The sequence below is a fragment of the Mesorhizobium sp. KR1-2 genome (assembly GCF_040045035.1).
Lineage (GTDB): Bacteria > Pseudomonadota > Alphaproteobacteria > Rhizobiales > Rhizobiaceae > Pseudaminobacter.
Window position 1 is genome coordinate 550,878 of record NZ_JBDZDS010000001.1, and the last position, 16,729, is coordinate 567,606.

Consider the following 16,729-nt stretch of genomic DNA (forward strand, 5'->3'; position numbering starts at 1 on the left):
GCAGCGCGCCGCTCCGTTCAGCCGATCAGGCCGGCTCGGCCGATGCCTTGTCCGTGACCTTCAGCGCGAAAGCGTAGGTATAGGCGATCTCCTCCAGCCGGGAGAAACGGCCGGACGCGCCGGCATGGCCCGCGTCCATGTTGATCTTGAACAGCACCGGGTTGTGATCCGTCTTCAGCTTGCGAAGCTTGGCCACCCATTTGGCCGGCTCCCAGTAGGTGACGCGGGGGTCGGTGAGGCCGGCGACTGCCAGGATCGGCGGATAGTCCTTCGCCTCGATATTGTCGTAAGGCGAATAGGCCGAAATGGTCTTGTAGTCGGCCTCCGAGGCGATGGGATTGCCCCATTCCGGCCACTCCGGCGGGGTGAGGGGCAGCGTGTCGTCCAGCATCGTCGTCAGCACATCCACGAAGGGCACCTCGGCGATGATGCCGCCGCCAAACACTTCCGGTGCCATGTTGGCAATCGCCCCCATCAGCATGCCGCCGGCCGAACCGCCTTCGGCGACGATGCGTTCGTAGGAAGTGTAGCGCTCCGCAACCAGGTGATGCGCGGCGGCGATGAAGTCGAGGAAGGTGTTGGTCTTCTTGGCGCGCTTGCCGTCTTCGTACCAGGCATAGCCCTTGTCCTTGCCGCCGCGGACATGCGCGATGGCATAGACGAGGCCGCGATCGGCCAGCGACAGGCAGTTGGTGTTGAAGGAGGCCGGGATGGTGATGCCGTAGGAGCCGTAGCCATAGAGCAGGCACGGCGCGGAGCCGTCGAGCGGCGTGTCGCGATGGTAGATCAGAGAGATCGGCACCAGTTCGCCGTCATGCGCGGGCGCCATCAGGCGGCGCGTGACGTAATGGTCCGGGTCGTGGCCAGAGGGCACTTCCTGCGTCTTCAGCAACACGCGCTCACGCGTGCGCATGTTGTAGTCGAAGAGCTGGGTGGGCGTGGTCATCGACGAATAGGAGAAGCGGATGACGTCCGTGTCGTATTCGTAGGAGCCGCCAAGGCCGAGCGAATATGCCTCTTCCTCGAACGAGATCAGGTGTTCTTCGCCGGTCTTGCGGTCGTGGATGACGATGCGCGGCAGGCCCTCCTTGCGCTCCAGGCGCACCATGAAGTCCTGGAAGCCAAGCACGGAAAGGATGAGGCGCCCAGGCTCGTGCGGCACCAGCTCCTTCCAGTTCTCGCGGCGAGGATCGGAAACCGGCGCCGTCATGATCTTGAAGTCCTTGGCGCCGTCGGCATTGGTCAGGACGAAGAACACGTCGCCGCCTTCCTCCAGATCGTACTGAATCCCGGTCTCGCGCGCGGCCACGAGCATCGGCTCGGCCAGCGGATCGGCCATGCTGAGCAGCCGGTATTCCGAGGTCTCGTGGTCGTTGATGTTGATGAAAATCCAGTCCTTCCGCCGCGAGCCGCCGACGCTCATGAAGAAGCCGGGGTTGGTTTCCTCGAATACCAGGCGGTCTTCGGCTGCGTCTGTGCCGAGCGCGTGGAAGAACACTTTCGACGGGCGGTGGTTCTGGTCCAGCCGCGTGTAGAAGAAGCCGTCATTGCCTGCGTTCCAGACGCCGGAGCCGCCGGTGTCGCCGATTTGGTCAGGCAGGTCCTCGCCGGTCGCCAGATCGCGCACATGGAGCTTGTAGAATTCGGAGCCCATGTCGTCGAAGGCCCACAGCAGGCGCTTGTGGTCTGAGGAATGATCGAGGCCGCCCAGGTGGAAATAGGCCTTGCCCTCAGCCTCGGCATCGCCGTCGAGTATGATCTGCTCTTCGCCGCCGTCGCGAGGGATGCGGAAAAAGCGCGGCTGCTGGCCACCCTTCTTGTAGGAGGAGCCATAGGCATAGGGCCCGTCCTTCATGGGAACGGAGGAATCGTCTTCCTTGATGCGCCCCTTCATCTCGTTGAACAGACGCTTCTGCAGCTCTTCCGTGTCGGCCATCAGCGCCGTCTGGTAGACATTCTCGGCGTTGAGATGGTCGCGGATGGCGGGATCGAGCGTGGTCGGATCGCGAAACACCTCCTGCCAGTTTTCCGCCCGCAGCCAGGCGAATTCGTCGACGCGCGTGATACCGTGCCGGGTGTCTTCCACGGGTCGTTCATCGGTCTGCGGTGCATTTATCTGGGGGAATATGCCGGTACGGGTCATTGCGTCTCGCTAGAATGGATTACTCGAACGACGAGTGAACACGCCACTGGCCTGCGGTTCAAGAGCTTGTTTCCGCCGCCGGATTGGAATCGTGTCAGGCACATCATTCACGGGCCGCCAGTTGTGCTGCTGCTCGCAAGAAGGTTCCGCATCGTTACCCGGCGGCGCCACTTGGTGCGACACAGTGGACGGCGCCCACGAAGCTCTTGCCCCCAGAGAAGCACCCGTTTATTTGAGCGCTAACAAGTTTTGCCGACAGCTCGAGAATAAGCCCGCAAAGGGCAACGGAACAGGAAACGGGGGAACAGCTGCTGACTTTCTTTGCGCTGATACTGCCGTTTCTGGCCGCTTTGCTGGCGCCCATTCTGACGCGACTCCTGAAGCACAATGCCGCATGGGTTCTGTCTCTGGCGCCGCTTTGGATCTTTTCGCATTTCGCAGGGATGCTTGGCGATGTTGCTGGCGGCGTGCCGGTGCGCGGCGGGCTGGAGTGGATACCCAGCCTGGGCGTGCGCTTTTCCTGGTATCTCGACGGGCTGTCTCTGACCTTCGCCCTGTTGATTGCCGGGATCGGCACGCTGATCGTGCTCTTTTCCGGCGGGTATCTGAAAGGCAATGAGCATCAGGGCCGGTTCTTCTCTTTCATCCTGATGTTCATGGGAGCGATGCAGGGACTGGTCGTGTCCGACTCGTTCCTGATGCTGTTCGTGTTCTGGGAACTGACGTCGCTGACCTCATTCCTGCTGATCGGCTTCGATCATCGGCGGGAGCCCGCGCGCCGCGCCGCGGTGCAGGCGCTGATCGTGACCGGGTTGGGCGGCATTTCTCTGCTGGCGGGCTTGATACTGATATGGATCGCGACCGGCCAAACCGAACTGTCCGGCCTGCTTGCGGCGGGCGACGCCCTGCGCGGCAGCCCGTTCTACCTGGCGGCGTTCGTGCTGGTGCTTGGCGGCGCCTTCACCAAGTCGGCGCAGTTTCCGTTCCATTTCTGGCTGCCCAACGCCATGGAGGCGCCGACGCCGGTGTCGGCCTATCTGCACTCCGCGACCATGGTGAAGGCAGGCGTATATCTGCTGATGCGGCTCAATCCGGTGATGGGCGACACGCTTGCCTGGGAGACGGTGCTGCCGCTGTTCGGTGGCGCTACCCTTCTGGTCGGAACCCTGCTGGCCATCCGCCAGACCGATCTGAAGCTGATGCTGGCCTACACCACCGTCGCTTCGCTCGGCATGCTGGTGATGCTGACGGGCTTCGGCTCCGACAGGGCCATCGAGGCCGCAGTGCTCTACCTGATCGCGCATTCCATGTTCAAAGGCGCGCTGTTCATGGTTGCCGGACTGATCGACCATGAGACGGGAACGCGCAATATCGGCGCGCTGAGCGGGCTGCGTCACGCGATGCCGGCCACATTCGTCGCGGGTCTGCTGGCGGCGCTTTCCATGGGCGGTTTGCCGCTGTTCTTCGGCTTCCTCGCCAAGGAGGAAATTTATGCGGCCCTCGCGGTCGGCGGCGCCTGGGCGAGCATTGCCGCACTCGTCGCGATTGCCGGCAACGCGCTGATGTTCGCCATCGCCTTCGCCGTGGGGCTGAAGCCGTTCGTCGGGCCGACGGTGAAAGTGCCCAGGCGGACACATGAAGGGGCGATGCTGCTGTTGACCGGTCCGCTCGTCCTGGCGATCGGCGGCCTCGCAGCCGGGATTTTCTCGGCCGTGGCGCATCGCCTGTTTTCCTCGCCGATGGCCAGCGCCATCGCTGGGCAGTCGCTGACGGTGGACGTCTCGACAGTCCCGCATCTGGAATTGCCACTGCTTTTGTCCGGCATAACGGTAGCGCTTGGCGTTGCGGCCTATTTCGGGCAGGCCAGACTGCGCGGCGCCGTCGCCTCGCTGCTGGAGGCAATCGGCTGGGGCCCCGACCGCGGCTTCGATCAGGTCATGCGGGGGCTTGTCCGCTTCTCGGCCGGCGTGACCAGGATCGTCCAGAATGGCCGGCTCGACGTCTACATGACCGTCACCTTCATCGCCGTCGCGCTGTCGATTCTGATGCCGATGGTGGTGTTCGACGAGTTGCCGACCATATCGGGCCTGCCGGATCCCTGGTTCTACGAAGTCACGGTCATGATCATCGGCGTCATCGGCTTGGGCGCGGTCGTCTATGCGAAGGACCGGCTGACCGCTATCGTGTCGCTCGGCATCCAGGGCTTCGCGGTGGCGCTGCTGTTCATGCTGATGGGCGCGCCGGACCTCTCCTTCACACAGTTCATGGTGGAGACGCTCTCGGTGGTGATCCTCGCCCTGGTGATGACACGGCTGCGGTTGTCCGTATCCGATCACCGGCCGATCGGGCGCAAGCTGCTGGACACGACGATTGCGGGAGCCTGCGGCGCGGCGCTGGGACTGCTGCTGCTCAAGGTCACCCAGTTTCCCTTCGATGAGACGCTGACCAAATTCTTCGAGAAAAATTCGCTGGTGATCGCGCATGGCCGTAATGTCGTGAACGTCATCATCGTCGATTTCCGCGGACTGGACACGCTCGGAGAAATCTCGGTGGTGATGATCGCCGGACTGTCGATCCTGGCGCTGATCCGCATCCGGTCGAGGAACGAACGGCGGCCGGCGCGCAGGAAGGAGAACGCCTGACATGCGTACGCTGATCTTCCGCACCGCCGCGCCTTATCTGACCAGCCTGATGCTGCTGTTCTCGGTCTTCGTGCTGCTGCGCGGCCACAACGAACCGGGAGGCGGCTTCATCGGCGGCCTGATCGCGGCATCGGCTTTCGCGATTTTGGGTATCGCGCACGGTGTGCATGCGGTGCGACGCTCGATGTATTTTCATCCCATGGCGATCTCCGGTTTCGGACTGCTGCTGGCCGCGCTTGCCGGCATGCTGTCCTACGTGTTCCGGGTGCCGTTCCTGACAGGGCTCTGGACTTCCGTGAGCTTCCTGGGCGTGAAGGTGGATTTCTCGACCGTCATGTTCTTCGACATCGGGGTCTATCTCGTCGTGGTGGGCGCGATCACCTCCGTCGCGCTGTCGCTCGAGGAAAGGGAGGACGGCTGATGGAGATGGTTCTCTCAATCCTCGTCGGCTTGTTCTTTGCGGTCGGCATCTACCTGATGCTGTCCAAGCATGTGATCCGCATCCTGCTGGGCATCGCGATCTTCGGCAATGCGGTGAACCTGCTGATCTTCACCGCTGGACGGATCGAGCGTACGGCGCCGCCGATCATCCCGCACGGCCTGGAGACGATTGTCGGGCCGGTGGCCAACCCGCTGCCGCAGGCCCTGATCCTGACGGCGATCGTGATCTCCTTCTCCTTCTTCGCCTTTCTGCTGGTGCTGGCCTACCGCGCCTACCAGGAGATCGGCACCGACGACACCGACGGCATGCGCGTGGCCGAACCGAAGGGCGAGCCCCTTCCGCCGCTGGGGTACTGACTATGACGGGTGAAGTCGCCGATATGGCCGGTGCGATGATCACGACGCCCGCGACGGCGGCGGATTGGCTGGTGATCGCGCCAGTGATCATTCCGCTGATCTTCGGCGCGCTGCTGTTGATGTTCCGGCACGAAATGCGCTGGCACGGCATCGCCGCGCTGGTCGGCCTCGCCGCGCTGATGGGTGCGGAGGTCGCGCTGTTCGCACGCGTGCTGGAGCACGGGCCGGTGTCCATGACCATGGGAAGCTGGCTGCCGCCCTTCGGCATATCGTTCACGGTGGATCTGCTGGGCGCGACCTTCGCGCTTACCTCGGGCAGCATCGCCTTCGTCTGCGCGGTCTTTACCTTGCGCGACATCGGCGTGACCGGCCGCCGCTACGGTTTCTATCCGTTCATGATGCTGATGATGGCGGGCGTGAGCGGCGCGTTCCTGACCGGCGACATCTTCAACCTCTATGTCTGGTTCGAGGTATTCGTCATCTCGTCCTTCGGCTTGCTCATTCTCGGATCGGAAAAGGCGCAGATCGACGGCGCGAGCAAATATGCCATCCTGAACCTGGTGGCGACGACGCTGTTCCTAATTGCGACCGCCTATCTCTACGGCATCTTCGGCACGCTCAACATGGCCGACATCGTCCGCAAGGCCGACGGCGTGCGTGGCGGTGCGCCGCTGATGACGCTTGCGACGCTCTATCTGCTGGCCTTCGGAATGAAGGCGGCGGCGTTTCCCGTCAATTTCTGGCTCCCGGCCTCCTATCACACACCGCGCATCGTGGTGGCGGCGCTGTTCGGCGGCCTGCTGACCAAGATCGGCATCTATGCGCTTTTGAGGACGCTGGTGATGCTGTTTCCGGTCGAGCGGGCCGCCCTTGCAGACCTCATTGGCTGGGTTGCCGTCGCCACCATGATCCTTGGCGTGCTCGGCGCGTTGGCCCAGTCGGATACGAGGCGCATCTTCGGCTTCCTCGTGACTTCCGGGGTCGGCGTGATGCTGGCCGGCCTCTCGCTCGGTACCGAGACCGGCATCTCCGGCGCGATCTTCTATGCCATTCATTCCATGCTGATCATGACTGCGCTCTATCTGCTTGCCGGCATGATGAAGGAGCGGGGCGGCAGTTTTTCGCTGCACGAGCTCTCGGGCCTTTACCGGAACTCGCCGTTTCTGGCGGCAATCGCGCTGGTGCTTGCGGCGGCGGTGGCCGGTTTGCCGCCGGCTTCCGGCCTTTGGCCAAAGGTGATGCTGGTGAAAGCGGCAATGGATGCCAGCGCGTGGTGGCTGGCAGGCGCAATCCTGCTGAGCGGTTTCCTTACCACCATCACGCTCGGTCGTGTCTTCCTGCTGGCGTTCTGGCGGGACCATGCCGGCGGGCACGAGACGAGGGGCACGGCTCTACCGCTGCTCGGATATGCCGCCTTGGTGGCGCTGACCGTGCCGATCGTCGTGCTGGGACTGTTCCCTGAGCCCGTCATCAGGATCGCGAACATGGCGGCCGCCGGCTTGCTGCACAGTTCCGGCTATGTAGGGGCCGTCTTCGCGGCGGGAGGTGGCTCATGACGCTTTATCTCAGCGTGATCCTGCTGGCCCTTGCCTGGGCCGCCATCACCGGCTCGTTTACCCTGCCGAACATCCTGTTCGGTGTCTTGATCGGCGGTGTCACCCTCTATCTGGTGCGCGCGCATATCGGCTCGCTCCGCAGTTTCGTGCGCGCGGGCAAGGCGCTTTCGCTTGTCATTCTGTTCTTCAAGGAACTGATCCTTTCGGCCTGGCGGGTGGCGATACTGGTCGTGTCGCCAAAGATGGACCTGAAGCCCGGCATATTTGCCTATCCGCTGACGGTCGACCGCGACTTCGAGATTACGCTGCTTGCCAACCTCATCACGCTGACGCCCGGGACGCTGTCGGTTGATGTGTCCGACGACAAGCGCACTCTGTTCGTCCACGCCATCGACTGCTCCGACCCGGATGCGACCCGCCGCGACATCGCGGAAGGCTTCGAGCGGAAGATCATGGAGGCCTTCCGGTGATGTCTGGCGAAAGCTTCCTGTCGTTCTGCGTCACGATTGCGCTGGGACTGTTGTGCCTGTCCTTCCTGCTAACGGTCCTGCGCGTGTTGCGCGGCCCGACGCTTCCCGACCGGATCCTGGCCCTCGACATGCTGGTGGCAATCGCCATCGGCTTCATTGCCGTTCTTGGGATAAGGACCGGCTTTTCCTTTCATGTCGACATCGCCATCGCGCTCGGGCTGGTGGGCTTCCTGGCGACCGTGGCCTTCGCACGCTTCGTCATGAGCCGCGGGGTGACGGAGAAGCAGGTCCCAGCCAAACCCCGCAAGGCGGGAAGCAAGACCTCAAGGAGAAGGAAGCGATGATCGTCCTGTTGCTCGACTATGTGGCCGGGATACTTATCGTGATCGGCGCGATATTTACGCTGGTCGCCTCCATCGGCCTGCTGCGTCTTCCCGACCTCTACACCCGAATGCATGCGGCCTCGAAGGCCGGCACGCTGGGCTCCTGCGTCATGCTGATCGCCCTGGCCGTGCAGTCTCAGGACCTGGCCATATCCACGCGCGCGTTGGCTGGGGTGATATTCTTTCTCATGACCGTCCCAATATCTTCACATCTTTTGGCCAAGGCTGCACATGCTTCCGGTTGTCGTATGTGGCCAAAATCAGTCAGGGACGATATTGGCAGTTCTGTTCAATCTATCGTGAAGACCACCCAAAGTTGAGTAATTTGCATTAAAAGATGTAATATAGGCATTGTGGTTGGCTACTTCGCCGAAAGTTGCCAGAGGGTGCTTCCAGAACTTGAAATGGCCGAAGTTTACATGTGTGAATATTGGGGCTTATCGGTAGTCGCTACACGGAATTACGAAATATTTAATTGACTTAATTGGCATTAAAGTCCATTAAGGTGTAGCGGCACGAATCGTGGTGGACTAACCCTTCGTTAAGTCGCGCAAAGCCCCGCCTTTATAAAAAGGGGCGCCATTCCAACTTATCTTGGGGCCTGAAGAATATGGACACTGTCGAGACGCCGAGCAGAAATTACGAGATGCTGATCGAATTGACGGCCGATGTTGTCGCCGCATACGTCAGCAACAATCCTGTGCCAGTCGGCGAGTTGCCGAACCTCATCGCCGATGTGCATGCAGCTCTAGGCCGTGTCGGGGGAACGGTCGAGCAACCGCCTGCCGACAAACAGAAGCCGGCAGTGAATCCGAAACGTTCCGTCCACGACGACTACATCATCTGCCTCGAGGACGGCAAAAAGTTCAAGTCGCTGAAGCGTCACCTGATGACCCACTACGGCATGTCACCGGACCAGTACCGCGAAAAGTGGGGCCTGGACGCGACCTACCCGATGGTTGCGCCGAACTATGCGGCAGCACGCTCGCAGCTGGCCAAGAAGATGGGCCTGGGCCGCAAGCGCAAGGCCAAGTAATAAGGCCAGTTTTTCTAGTTTCGACGGCGCCTTCGGGCGCCGTTTTACTTTGTGGCTATCCGGAAGGAGCAGCGTCGGCTTGTTGTACGTGGGCCTGCTTTTCGCTTTTCACTTCTGCCGCATAGCCGGTCCAGCGCCTGTTTCAGCGCGATGTGCCGGTTCAGGTCGTAGCTCCAGTGGCGCCGCATGCCTCGGAGCCGCTCCCGCTCGATGGCGCGCGTAAGGCGGCGGACAAGCCCTGCCTTCAAGTCGGGGCCGGCCGCCATTGCCTCCGTCAGATCGATCCCACAGGCCAGTTGAAGGGCCGCGGTTTGTCTCGCGTCCGCCACCTCCGACAATTTCCGGGCCGTGAAGGCCCTGTATTCGGCGTGAATATCGCTCATCTGGAAATTTCCTCTCGCTTCCTGCGCCTCGACTATCCGGGCGGCGTGAGAGGGTGGGGATGAATATCTGTGCGAGCGGCTGTTGACTGGTTCGAAAATTCCTTTTGGATCAATCAGTTAGGTTTTTCCGGCAGATTAGTTGTTCTGTTTTTGTTCACATCTCCGTGGTGGCTGGGTATAAGAATTAATTCCTAGTATGCGGAGGGATGGTTCGTGCAGATAGCTGCGACATGCGAGAAACTCCAGATCGAGAGACCTCCGTCGGAAAAGGTGACAGAGCGCCGGTTGCCGGGACAGGTCGCGGAGAGGCAAACCGAGGAGGCAATCGAGTGGTGCGAGTGCCTGATCGACATCGGTGCCGCGCTGTTCAACGTCTCGAGCAAGGAACTGCGGCGAACGGGGCGCACCGCACAGGACGTGTCACGCGTGAGGCAGATCGCCATGTATGTCGGGCATGTCGTGCTGGGCCTGAGCATGAGTGACATAGGCAAAGGCTTTTCGCGGGACCGCACGACGGTGATGTACGCCTGTCATCTGATCGAGGATCTGCGCGACGTCGAGGAGTTCGACCGGGTCGTGGCGATGATGGAGCGGGTCGTCCTGGCTGCGTTCCGGCACAGGTTGGAGCGGTGACATGGCCGAGCATTCAGGGGAAGAGAAAGACGGTCGGCGCATCGTTCGCTTCCTGTCGCATGGACCGGCATCGGTCCGGGAGGCGGCTGTGGCCGGAAAGGTTCTGCTGGACGGTGGCGAACGTGGTGCGATTTCTGTCTCGCGCGCGGCACTTGCCGACTTGGTCAGGGCGGGTGCAATCGTTCGCGCGAACGACGAAGTGGCACTTTGGGAGGCTGCTTCTGCTGGGCAGCCGGCAAATCGGTACCGTGATCTGGAGGTTGTGACGGTCGATGTCGAGGGCTTGCCCACGCAAGCGATCGTCAACCTGTCGGAATCGCCGCTCGGGCAGTTGAGGCGCCGGAGGACGAAGGATGGCAGGCCGTTCCTGTCCGAGGTGGAGTTCAGGGCCGGCGAACGTCTGCGCACCGACTATACGCGCGGGCAGATAATGCCCCGAACCGGAGCGAACTGGGTGGCGAGCGTGGCCTCGGGGCGCAGGAGCGACGGCAATGGTATCGCGGACCTGACCGATGCGGCGCTCGCCGCGCGCCTGCGCGTGGAGCGAGCCATCGCGGCTGTCGGCCCCGAGCTTTCAGGTGTGCTCGTCGATATCTGCTGCTTCCTGAAGGGGCTGGAACTGGTCGAGGCCGAAAGGGGCTGGCCGGTCCGTTCGGCAAAGATCGTTCTCAAGAGCGCGCTCGGCGTGCTGAGCCGACATTACAGCCCGCAATGTCTCGAACGCCAGGGCGCAGCCAGACGGGTTCTGCACTGGGGAAGCGAGGATTATCGGCCGAAGATCGATTGAAGCGGATCAGGCAGGCTGCCGCAGGGCGCTTTCGGCGTCGTGCTTGATGCGTTTGACCATCGAGCGCAGGCCGTTGGCGCGCTGCGGCGTCAGATGCTCGTCGAGGCCGAGCGAGCGCAGGACGTCCTCGGCATCGGTCGCGATGATTTCGCTGGCGCGCCGGCCGGAGAACAGCGCGAGCAGGATCGCGACAAGGCCGCGGACGATATGGGCGTCAGAATCGCCCTGGAAGCGGATGATCGGATCCCCTCCGTCGTCGCAATCGGTCAGAAGCCAGACCTGGCTGACGCAGCCCTGAACCTTGTGGGCACTGTCGCGCGCGAAATCGGGAAAGGGCGGCAGGGTCTCACCGAGGTCGATGACATAGCGATAACGGTCTTCCCAGTCGTCCAGGAAGGCGAAGTCGTCTCGGATGGCTTGGATCGTCGCGGTCATAAACTCGATATAGTGATACGGACCCGCCGCGTCACGGAAAAAGAAAAACACCGCAGGCACCGAGAGAGGGCAGACCGGCCTGCGGTGGGCCGCTGAAGCGGCGAAAGGAAAAATCAGTTTGCCGGCGGAATGCTGCCCGTGGTGGACGTCGTGTCGGGCTGGCCGAACTGGCTGTCGAGCGTCTCGAAGGCGATGCGGGCAGCCTCGCGCGCCCTGATGCCGACCGTGTGCATGACCGACTTGCCGGTTTCACAGACCTCGGGCTTGCGCTCGCAGATGCCGCTGACGTCGCCGACGGCTTCACGCGCGGCAAGGAAGGCCTGGATGGCGCCGACATTGGGCTGATCGCCGCCCTTGTCGCCAAAATTGAACGGAATCGCCAGGAGAACCAGCGAAAACCAGAATGCCATCCTGATGAGAAAACCCATGTCCTTGCCCTCGTCGCATGCGGGCCATGCATCATGCACTGGCATGGCCTCGTTTGTATGGAGCAGACTGACACGGCCACGCAAAGGAGCGCTTGCGGAACACCACAGCATTTTCCGCAAATTTAGCTCAAGTTTTATCTATCTCGTCGCACCGCTGATGCAGTTCGGTTTGTAGTGAAGCGTGAAGGTATTTCTTAACCAACCAAGCTTCTGAATTTGCTTCGGGTGATGCCAAAGACCTGGGTTTTTCGCGACTGCGCAGGCGTTCATTTTCGGGCAATCCGCAGCTAACCCTTTGTTTACCATGCAGGGAACTGGGAGCGCTTTTCTGCCCGGAGCGCCCGATATTTACCATCCTGGGAGAGGCAAGACGGCCTGCCTTATCCTTTCTTTAAACGCTGGGTGCGAGTTTCGGAGACAATCAAAAGCGATCCGCGAAGCGGACCAGTTGCGAGTGCGTTGCGTGAGTTTTTTCGTCACCAGATCCAGCGAAGTGTTTGGCGCCATTGACGCCGGCTGCGACCGGCTGGTGCATCCTTCCGTCCGCGGTGACCAGGCTCGCGCCGAGCAGCGGCGTCTGATCGGGATCATGCTCACGGCGCCTTTCTTTGCCGCTGCTTCACTCGGCCTTTTCCTGCCGGCGATGTTCGGTACGGCGGCGACGCTGGCGGTCATCTGCGCGACCTTCGGCATGGCTTGGTTCGTCGTCCTGCTGGTTGCCGCGACGGGAAGTACCGGCCTCGCGGCCGGAGTAGCCCTGGCGGCTGGCGCCGCGATGCTTTCGCTGATCGTGGCGGCGGCAGGCGGCCTGGCTTCGCCGATATCGGCGATGATGCTGGCGCTACCGGTCGAGGCATTCTGGCAGCGGCGTACGGCCCGGTCGGCTCTTTGTGGCGCTGGCGCGGCGTTGGCCGTGGTGCCGGCGCAGGCGCTGCTAGGTTCGATGGCGCCTTTCGAGGCGGCGATGACAGCCGGGTGGCATTGGCTCGTGCCGCTTGCCTATGCCGCGACGCTGGTGCTGCGGGCAGGCGGCCTGTTCGAAGATTCGAGCCGGGAAGAACGCGATGCCGACCGGCCGGGTCTCGAGGAGATCCTCGACGCCGTTGTGATTCGCATGACGCCGAGCGGCGAACTGCTCGACGTGTCGGCCCAGGCGCGGGAGACCTTGCACCTGCAGCCGGAGCTGCTGCTGGGCACGGGACTGTTCGACCGCATCCATGTCGCGGACCGCGTCGGCTATCTGTGCGCGCTGGCCGATCTCCGCGGCGGAGCTAGGTACAGGACCATGGAGGTCCGGATCAGGCTGCCTCGCCAGGATGAGGGTGGCTCGAACGACAACTACCACCCGTTCCTGGTGGAACTGATGGACAGCGGCGATCAGGGCCGGACATTCACCGCTCTCGTGCGCGAGAACGAGGAGGGCGCGCGCCTGCGCGCGGAGCTCGATGCCGCCGGAGAGGCTGCCGAGGCGCTCGAGCTTGCCAAGGGACGCTTTCTGGCCGCGGTCAGCCACGAACTGCGCACGCCGCTCAACGCCATCATCGGCTTTTCCGACATGCTCCTGCACGAGACGTTCGGCGGCTTCCAGAATCCGCGCCAGAGGGAATATGTCACGCTGGTGCGCGATTCCGGCCATCACCTGCTGGCGGTGGTGAACTCGATACTGGATGTCTCCCGCATCGAGGCTGGCACCTACGCCACCAATCCGGAATCCTTCCGCTTTGCCGATGCGGTCGAGATGTGCCGCTCGATGATGAAGCTGCAGGCCGAGGCCAAGGCAATCGAGCTGACGACGCAGATTGCTCCGGAAGCGGGCGAGATCCATGCCGACCGTCGCGCCGTCCAGCAGATGCTGATCAACCTGGTTTCGAACGCGATCAAGTTCACGCCCAATGGCGGCAGCGTGACGGTGGGCGGCAAGCGACTCGGCTCGCGGCTGCATTTCTGGGTCCGCGACAATGGCATCGGCATCGCCGAGGACGATCTCTGCCGCCTGGGCAAGCCGTTTACGCAGGTGCAGAACGACTACACGCGGCAGTTCGAGGGCACGGGCCTCGGCCTGTCGCTGGTCAAGGGGCTGGTGGGGCTTCATGAAGGCACGATGTCGATCGAAAGCGTCGTGGGCGGTGGCACGACCGTGACCATCAGCCTGCCGGTCGCCGGCCCGTCGACGCCGGAGAAGGCGGGTGAAAAGGGCGCCCTCGTGTCGCTACGCGCCGGTGGCAAGGCTAATGAGGATGGGCATGGCTCGCTCCGCAAGGCAAGCTGAGGAGAGGGTTGTTCGCAGGCCGAGCCCCCTCCAGGGCGGCGTGGCGGTCGTCGGAGGAATGATCTCGCGCAACCCGGTTCTGGTTGGTGGTTCGACCGCGTTCGCCGTTTCGCTGTTCTATGTCTCGGCGAACGCCTTGTGGTACCAGCCGCATGCGCATTCCGGCGCCTTCTTTGCGACGCGGGAGTTCAGCCGTCCGATCGAAGCCGAGGATGCGGCGGCGCGTCCGCAGGAGACGACCATACGCATCGAGCGCCCCGAAGAGGTTCCAGTGCGGCCGGCGGGCGATCCAGTGGTCGAGCAGGTTCAGAACATTCTGAAGAGCCTGAATTTCTATGACGGTGCGGTGGACGGGCTCACCGGACCCGCCACGACGCGGGCGATCGAGAACTACCAGCGCAAGATGGGGTTGCCGGCTTCCGGCAGGGTGGATGACCAGCTCTTGAACCAGCTTGGCGCGACACCGACCACGTCGGCAATCCCTTCGGCGCCTGCGCCGCAGCCGCGCCCGGCATCGCCGCAAGGCAAGCCGGCGGCTGTACAGCCGTCCGAGGCAGAGCAGCCTGCGTCCGCACCGAATGGCCAGCGCGTCTCCAAGATCCAGCAGGGGTTGAAGGCGTTCGGCAACGAGGACATCAGCATCGATGGGATCGTCGGCGGCCGCACGAAGGCAGCCATACGCGAATTCCAATCGCTGTTCGGCCTTCCGGAAACGGGCGAGCCGGACGAAGCCGTGTATGCCAAGATGAAGGACATCGGCCTGACGCAGTAGCGGAGGGCGACGAAGCGAACCTGCTGCGAGGTTCACACCCGGCAGGCGCGAGACGAGGCTGGAGAAAATCGGCTTTCGGATTATGTATCGGCTCTCGGCGTAGAATCCGCTAACGACGGCAGGGGCATGAAATGCATGCTCGCTGAAGAACAAGGGCCGGCAACGCGATGCGTGTCACCACCGATCTCTGGGTTTCCGTGTTGCTGCGGCGCGTTTTCGCGGCGGGCGGTTTCGCCGCCGTCATCAAGCGCGGGGCCGCAGAGGCGGGTGCGGTGTTCATTCTGTCGAGGAGCCGTCTGGGCGAGACGTCGCTTTTGGGCCCCGCGCCGCAAAGCAGCTACGACTCCGCGCGGCCGGACGACCGTTATTTTTCCTTGGTTGCCTGCCAAGACCTGGAGGAGGCCGAAGCGCGCCTGGAAAAGGAGAAGCGTTTCGATCCCGACATCTGGGTGGTGGAGATCGAGGTCGGTCAAACACCTGTCGAGGAGCTTATTTCCGTCACGACGCCTTGAGGCGTGCCTCTGCCTGATTGGCGGCCGCGTCCTGTGTGCGGTTTGTTGCGGACGGAACGGAGGCGATGTCCCTTTCCCAGGCCTTTACGCGTTCGCGGGCTGCGTCAGGGGCCAGCGCCCGGTAGGCTTCGAGGAAACGCCGAATCCGCGTCGGATCGGCGAAGCTGCCGGGAAATAACGCGGCGCATATGAGAAAGGCTCGCTCCTCGCTCAGTTCGAACGACCTGAGCGCTGCCATCAGGATGGAATTGCCGGGTATCTCGGCCATGGATTTCGCGGCCCGGAAATCGATTCCGGCTGCATCTGCCAGGACGGTCTGGAAAAGGGCGGAGTTGCCCATCAGCGCCGTATCGCGCAGTTTCGCATAAGGCGAGACACTGCCGGAGAGATTGCCCGCTGGCAGTTCTTCCTCGCGTGAGGGCAGCATCATCGAGCGCAGGCGCTGGCGTGCGTCCTCAGCCAAAGTGCCCGGGTTGTGCTCGCGGCTTTCGGTGTCCTTGGCGAAATCGGGCTGCGTTGCCTTTTCGTTTTTGCCCTGGCTGTCTCCGGACAGCCGGACCGGCCCGGAGTTGTCGAGCGCCCTGATCAGATCGGCGATGGCCGGGTTGAGGTTGGGGCGGCGTGCGATTGCGCGGGCGTGCGGCAGGCCATGGCGACCGATCAACGCGATGAGGTCGACATCCTTGACCAGCCTGGAGCGGATGAGGAGCGGGGCGGCGATATCGACCCTGTCGTTGCAAAGCCGCTGGACCAGCGCGCGGGGCGCGTATTCGCATTCGGAAAGGGCGGCTGCCGCGAAGCGGCGTGCCTCGACCGACACGGCGTCGAAAAGCGGCAAGGCAAGGTCTTCAAGCTGTGCGATTTCGCGGCGGGTAGGGCGCGTCAGCGAACAGAAAGCCGATACGGCGGCCCTAAACAGCCGCTCACTCCTTCCTGCTTCGCCTTTCAAGGCCAGTCGCCTGAAATCTGAAGATGACACGAGAACCACGCTGACACGATACGCACGAACAGCCCGGACCGGGCAGGCCGCCGGAGCGGCGGTCGGCACTGTTCGGGTGAAGATAAAATTAGCGGCTATCCGTTAGCGCTCCGTTAACTGTCACCTTTTGATTTACCTGTGCTGACAAAGGGTTAACGGCTGGGGCACAGCATGTTGGCGGTTCACCTTGGGTCCGTGCAAATATTAGAAGCGAGGGGGACGGCGATGTGGATGGCTCGGCAAGCGGGCTGCAAGTCGAGGTGAACGGGGTTTATGCCTGAGCACAAATTTTGGAGGTTCTGCTCAGGGTTTGCTTCGGTTTGTATGAGCAATTCACGTCGTTAATCGGTGAAAGTATATTTGGATTCAGGAAAAAGACGCGCTCTGGGAATGCCGATAAATATTTCAATTTATCGGTAACGGTTCGTTAACCATCTGCTGGCCTTATCCGCGAAGGAGGCGTTGCGTGTTGCTCCGGTCATACCCAGGGGGAAAGCGCGTGT

Annotated in this window: 18 protein-coding genes; 13 read left to right on the forward strand and 5 right to left on the reverse strand. The window is 62.5% G+C overall.

The window, feature by feature from the left end; all coding sequences use genetic code 11:
* Positions 1-25 precede the first annotated feature (25 nt).
* Positions 26-2,143: a S9 family peptidase gene (locus ABLE85_RS02625; protein WP_348791118.1), complete on the reverse strand. Its 2,118-nt coding sequence runs from the start codon at positions 2,141-2,143 to the stop codon at positions 26-28.
* A gap of 308 nt (positions 2,144-2,451) precedes the next feature.
* Between ABLE85_RS02625 and ABLE85_RS02630 the strand changes: the two genes are divergently transcribed.
* From ABLE85_RS02630 to ABLE85_RS02665, 8 genes are all read left to right on the forward strand, one after another.
* Positions 2,452-4,785: a putative monovalent cation/H+ antiporter subunit A gene (locus tag ABLE85_RS02630; RefSeq protein WP_348791446.1), complete on the forward strand. Its 2,334-nt coding sequence runs from the start codon at positions 2,452-2,454 to the stop codon at positions 4,783-4,785.
* Between the two features lies 1 nt (position 4,786).
* Positions 4,787-5,206, forward strand: a complete 420-nt coding sequence (locus ABLE85_RS02635) for a Na(+)/H(+) antiporter subunit B (protein WP_348791119.1) — start codon at positions 4,787-4,789, stop codon at positions 5,204-5,206.
* Positions 5,206-5,583, forward strand: coding sequence for a Na+/H+ antiporter subunit C (locus tag ABLE85_RS02640; protein ID WP_348791120.1), 378 nt, complete (start codon positions 5,206-5,208; stop codon positions 5,581-5,583). The genes ABLE85_RS02635 and ABLE85_RS02640 overlap by 1 nt, the downstream gene beginning before the upstream one ends.
* Positions 5,584-5,585: 2 nt before the next feature.
* Positions 5,586-7,139 carry a Na+/H+ antiporter subunit D gene (locus ABLE85_RS02645; protein WP_348791121.1) on the forward strand — a complete coding sequence of 518 codons (1,554 nt, stop codon included), beginning with the start codon at positions 5,586-5,588 and terminating at the stop codon, positions 7,137-7,139.
* The gene (locus ABLE85_RS02650; RefSeq protein ID WP_348791122.1) at positions 7,136-7,609 is read left to right on the forward strand and encodes a Na+/H+ antiporter subunit E; all 474 of its coding nucleotides are present in this window, start codon (positions 7,136-7,138) and stop codon (positions 7,607-7,609) included. Before ABLE85_RS02645 ends, ABLE85_RS02650 begins: the two co-directional genes overlap by 4 nt.
* Entirely contained in the window at positions 7,609-7,953 is a 345-nt protein-coding gene (locus ABLE85_RS02655; protein WP_348791123.1) for a cation:proton antiporter, read from the forward strand. Before ABLE85_RS02650 ends, ABLE85_RS02655 begins: the two co-directional genes overlap by 1 nt.
* Positions 7,950-8,312 (forward strand): monovalent cation/H(+) antiporter subunit G, encoded by a 363-nt coding sequence (gene mnhG, locus ABLE85_RS02660; protein ID WP_348791124.1) that lies wholly within the window; start codon positions 7,950-7,952, stop codon positions 8,310-8,312. Before ABLE85_RS02655 ends, mnhG begins: the two co-directional genes overlap by 4 nt.
* A 290-nt stretch (positions 8,313-8,602) precedes the next feature.
* Positions 8,603-9,028, forward strand: coding sequence for a MucR family transcriptional regulator (locus ABLE85_RS02665; protein ID WP_348791125.1), 426 nt, complete (start codon positions 8,603-8,605; stop codon positions 9,026-9,028).
* 44 nt (positions 9,029-9,072) lie between these two features.
* Here ABLE85_RS02665 and ABLE85_RS02670 read toward each other — a convergent pair whose 3' ends face one another.
* Complete coding sequence (locus tag ABLE85_RS02670) at positions 9,073-9,411, reverse strand: cytoplasmic protein (protein WP_348791126.1); 339 nt, start codon at positions 9,409-9,411, stop codon at positions 9,073-9,075.
* A 213-nt stretch (positions 9,412-9,624) separates the two neighbouring features.
* Between ABLE85_RS02670 and ABLE85_RS02675 the strand changes: the two genes are divergently transcribed.
* Positions 9,625-10,044, forward strand: a complete 420-nt coding sequence (locus ABLE85_RS02675; RefSeq protein WP_348791127.1) for a helix-turn-helix domain-containing protein — start codon at positions 9,625-9,627, stop codon at positions 10,042-10,044.
* 1 nt (position 10,045) lies between these two features.
* Positions 10,046-10,831 (forward strand): DUF6456 domain-containing protein, encoded by a 786-nt coding sequence (locus tag ABLE85_RS02680; RefSeq protein ID WP_348791128.1) that lies wholly within the window; start codon positions 10,046-10,048, stop codon positions 10,829-10,831.
* Between the two features lie 6 nt (positions 10,832-10,837).
* Here ABLE85_RS02680 and ABLE85_RS02685 read toward each other — a convergent pair whose 3' ends face one another.
* Together ABLE85_RS02685 and ABLE85_RS02690 are read right to left on the reverse strand one after the other, a co-directional pair.
* A complete protein-coding gene (locus ABLE85_RS02685; protein ID WP_348791447.1) occupies positions 10,838-11,266 on the reverse strand; it encodes a SufE family protein in 429 nt (142 codons plus the stop codon).
* Between the two features lie 113 nt (positions 11,267-11,379).
* Positions 11,380-11,694 (reverse strand): DUF5330 domain-containing protein, encoded by a 315-nt coding sequence (locus ABLE85_RS02690; RefSeq protein WP_348791129.1) that lies wholly within the window; start codon positions 11,692-11,694, stop codon positions 11,380-11,382.
* Between the two features lie 526 nt (positions 11,695-12,220).
* Here ABLE85_RS02690 and ABLE85_RS02695 point away from each other — a divergent pair.
* The 3 genes from ABLE85_RS02695 (at position 12,221) to ABLE85_RS02705 (ending at position 15,247) form a co-directional block, all read left to right on the forward strand.
* Positions 12,221-13,963, forward strand: a complete 1,743-nt coding sequence (locus ABLE85_RS02695) for a PAS domain-containing sensor histidine kinase (RefSeq protein ID WP_348791448.1) — start codon at positions 12,221-12,223, stop codon at positions 13,961-13,963.
* A complete protein-coding gene (locus ABLE85_RS02700; RefSeq protein WP_348791130.1) occupies positions 13,938-14,735 on the forward strand; it encodes a peptidoglycan-binding protein in 798 nt (265 codons plus the stop codon). The genes ABLE85_RS02695 and ABLE85_RS02700 overlap by 26 nt, the downstream gene beginning before the upstream one ends.
* Positions 14,736-14,902: 167 nt before the next feature.
* Entirely contained in the window at positions 14,903-15,247 is a 345-nt protein-coding gene (locus ABLE85_RS02705) for a DUF1491 family protein (protein ID WP_348791131.1), read from the forward strand.
* Here the strand turns inward: ABLE85_RS02705 and ABLE85_RS02710 are convergent.
* A complete protein-coding gene (locus ABLE85_RS02710; RefSeq protein WP_348791132.1) occupies positions 15,234-16,085 on the reverse strand; it encodes a hypothetical protein in 852 nt (283 codons plus the stop codon). The genes ABLE85_RS02705 and ABLE85_RS02710 overlap by 14 nt on opposite strands.
* Positions 16,086-16,729 lie beyond the last annotated feature (644 nt).

What these genes read in the sequence shown, in the direction of transcription:
- ABLE85_RS02640 (WP_348791120.1), top strand. Translation starts at nt 5,206, where the DNA reads ATGGAGATGGTTCTCTCAATCCTCGTCGGCTTGTTCTTTGCGGTCGGC.
- ABLE85_RS02685 (WP_348791447.1), bottom strand. Translation starts at nt 11,266, where the DNA reads ATGACCGCGACGATCCAAGCCATCCGAGACGACTTCGCCTTCCTGGAC.
- ABLE85_RS02635 (WP_348791119.1), top strand. Translation starts at nt 4,787, where the DNA reads ATGCGTACGCTGATCTTCCGCACCGCCGCGCCTTATCTGACCAGCCTG.
- ABLE85_RS02690 (WP_348791129.1), bottom strand. Translation starts at nt 11,694, where the DNA reads ATGGGTTTTCTCATCAGGATGGCATTCTGGTTTTCGCTGGTTCTCCTG.
- ABLE85_RS02650 (WP_348791122.1), top strand. Translation starts at nt 7,136, where the DNA reads ATGACGCTTTATCTCAGCGTGATCCTGCTGGCCCTTGCCTGGGCCGCC.
- ABLE85_RS02670 (WP_348791126.1), bottom strand. Translation starts at nt 9,411, where the DNA reads ATGAGCGATATTCACGCCGAATACAGGGCCTTCACGGCCCGGAAATTG.
- ABLE85_RS02625 (WP_348791118.1), bottom strand. Translation starts at nt 2,143, where the DNA reads ATGACCCGTACCGGCATATTCCCCCAGATAAATGCACCGCAGACCGAT.
- ABLE85_RS02665 (WP_348791125.1), top strand. Translation starts at nt 8,603, where the DNA reads ATGGACACTGTCGAGACGCCGAGCAGAAATTACGAGATGCTGATCGAA.
- ABLE85_RS02655 (WP_348791123.1), top strand. Translation starts at nt 7,609, where the DNA reads ATGTCTGGCGAAAGCTTCCTGTCGTTCTGCGTCACGATTGCGCTGGGA.
- ABLE85_RS02680 (WP_348791128.1), top strand. Translation starts at nt 10,046, where the DNA reads ATGGCCGAGCATTCAGGGGAAGAGAAAGACGGTCGGCGCATCGTTCGC.
- ABLE85_RS02645 (WP_348791121.1), top strand. Translation starts at nt 5,586, where the DNA reads ATGACGGGTGAAGTCGCCGATATGGCCGGTGCGATGATCACGACGCCC.
- ABLE85_RS02705 (WP_348791131.1), top strand. Translation starts at nt 14,903, where the DNA reads ATGCGTGTCACCACCGATCTCTGGGTTTCCGTGTTGCTGCGGCGCGTT.
- mnhG (WP_348791124.1), top strand. Translation starts at nt 7,950, where the DNA reads ATGATCGTCCTGTTGCTCGACTATGTGGCCGGGATACTTATCGTGATC.
- ABLE85_RS02700 (WP_348791130.1), top strand. Translation starts at nt 13,938, where the DNA reads ATGGCTCGCTCCGCAAGGCAAGCTGAGGAGAGGGTTGTTCGCAGGCCG.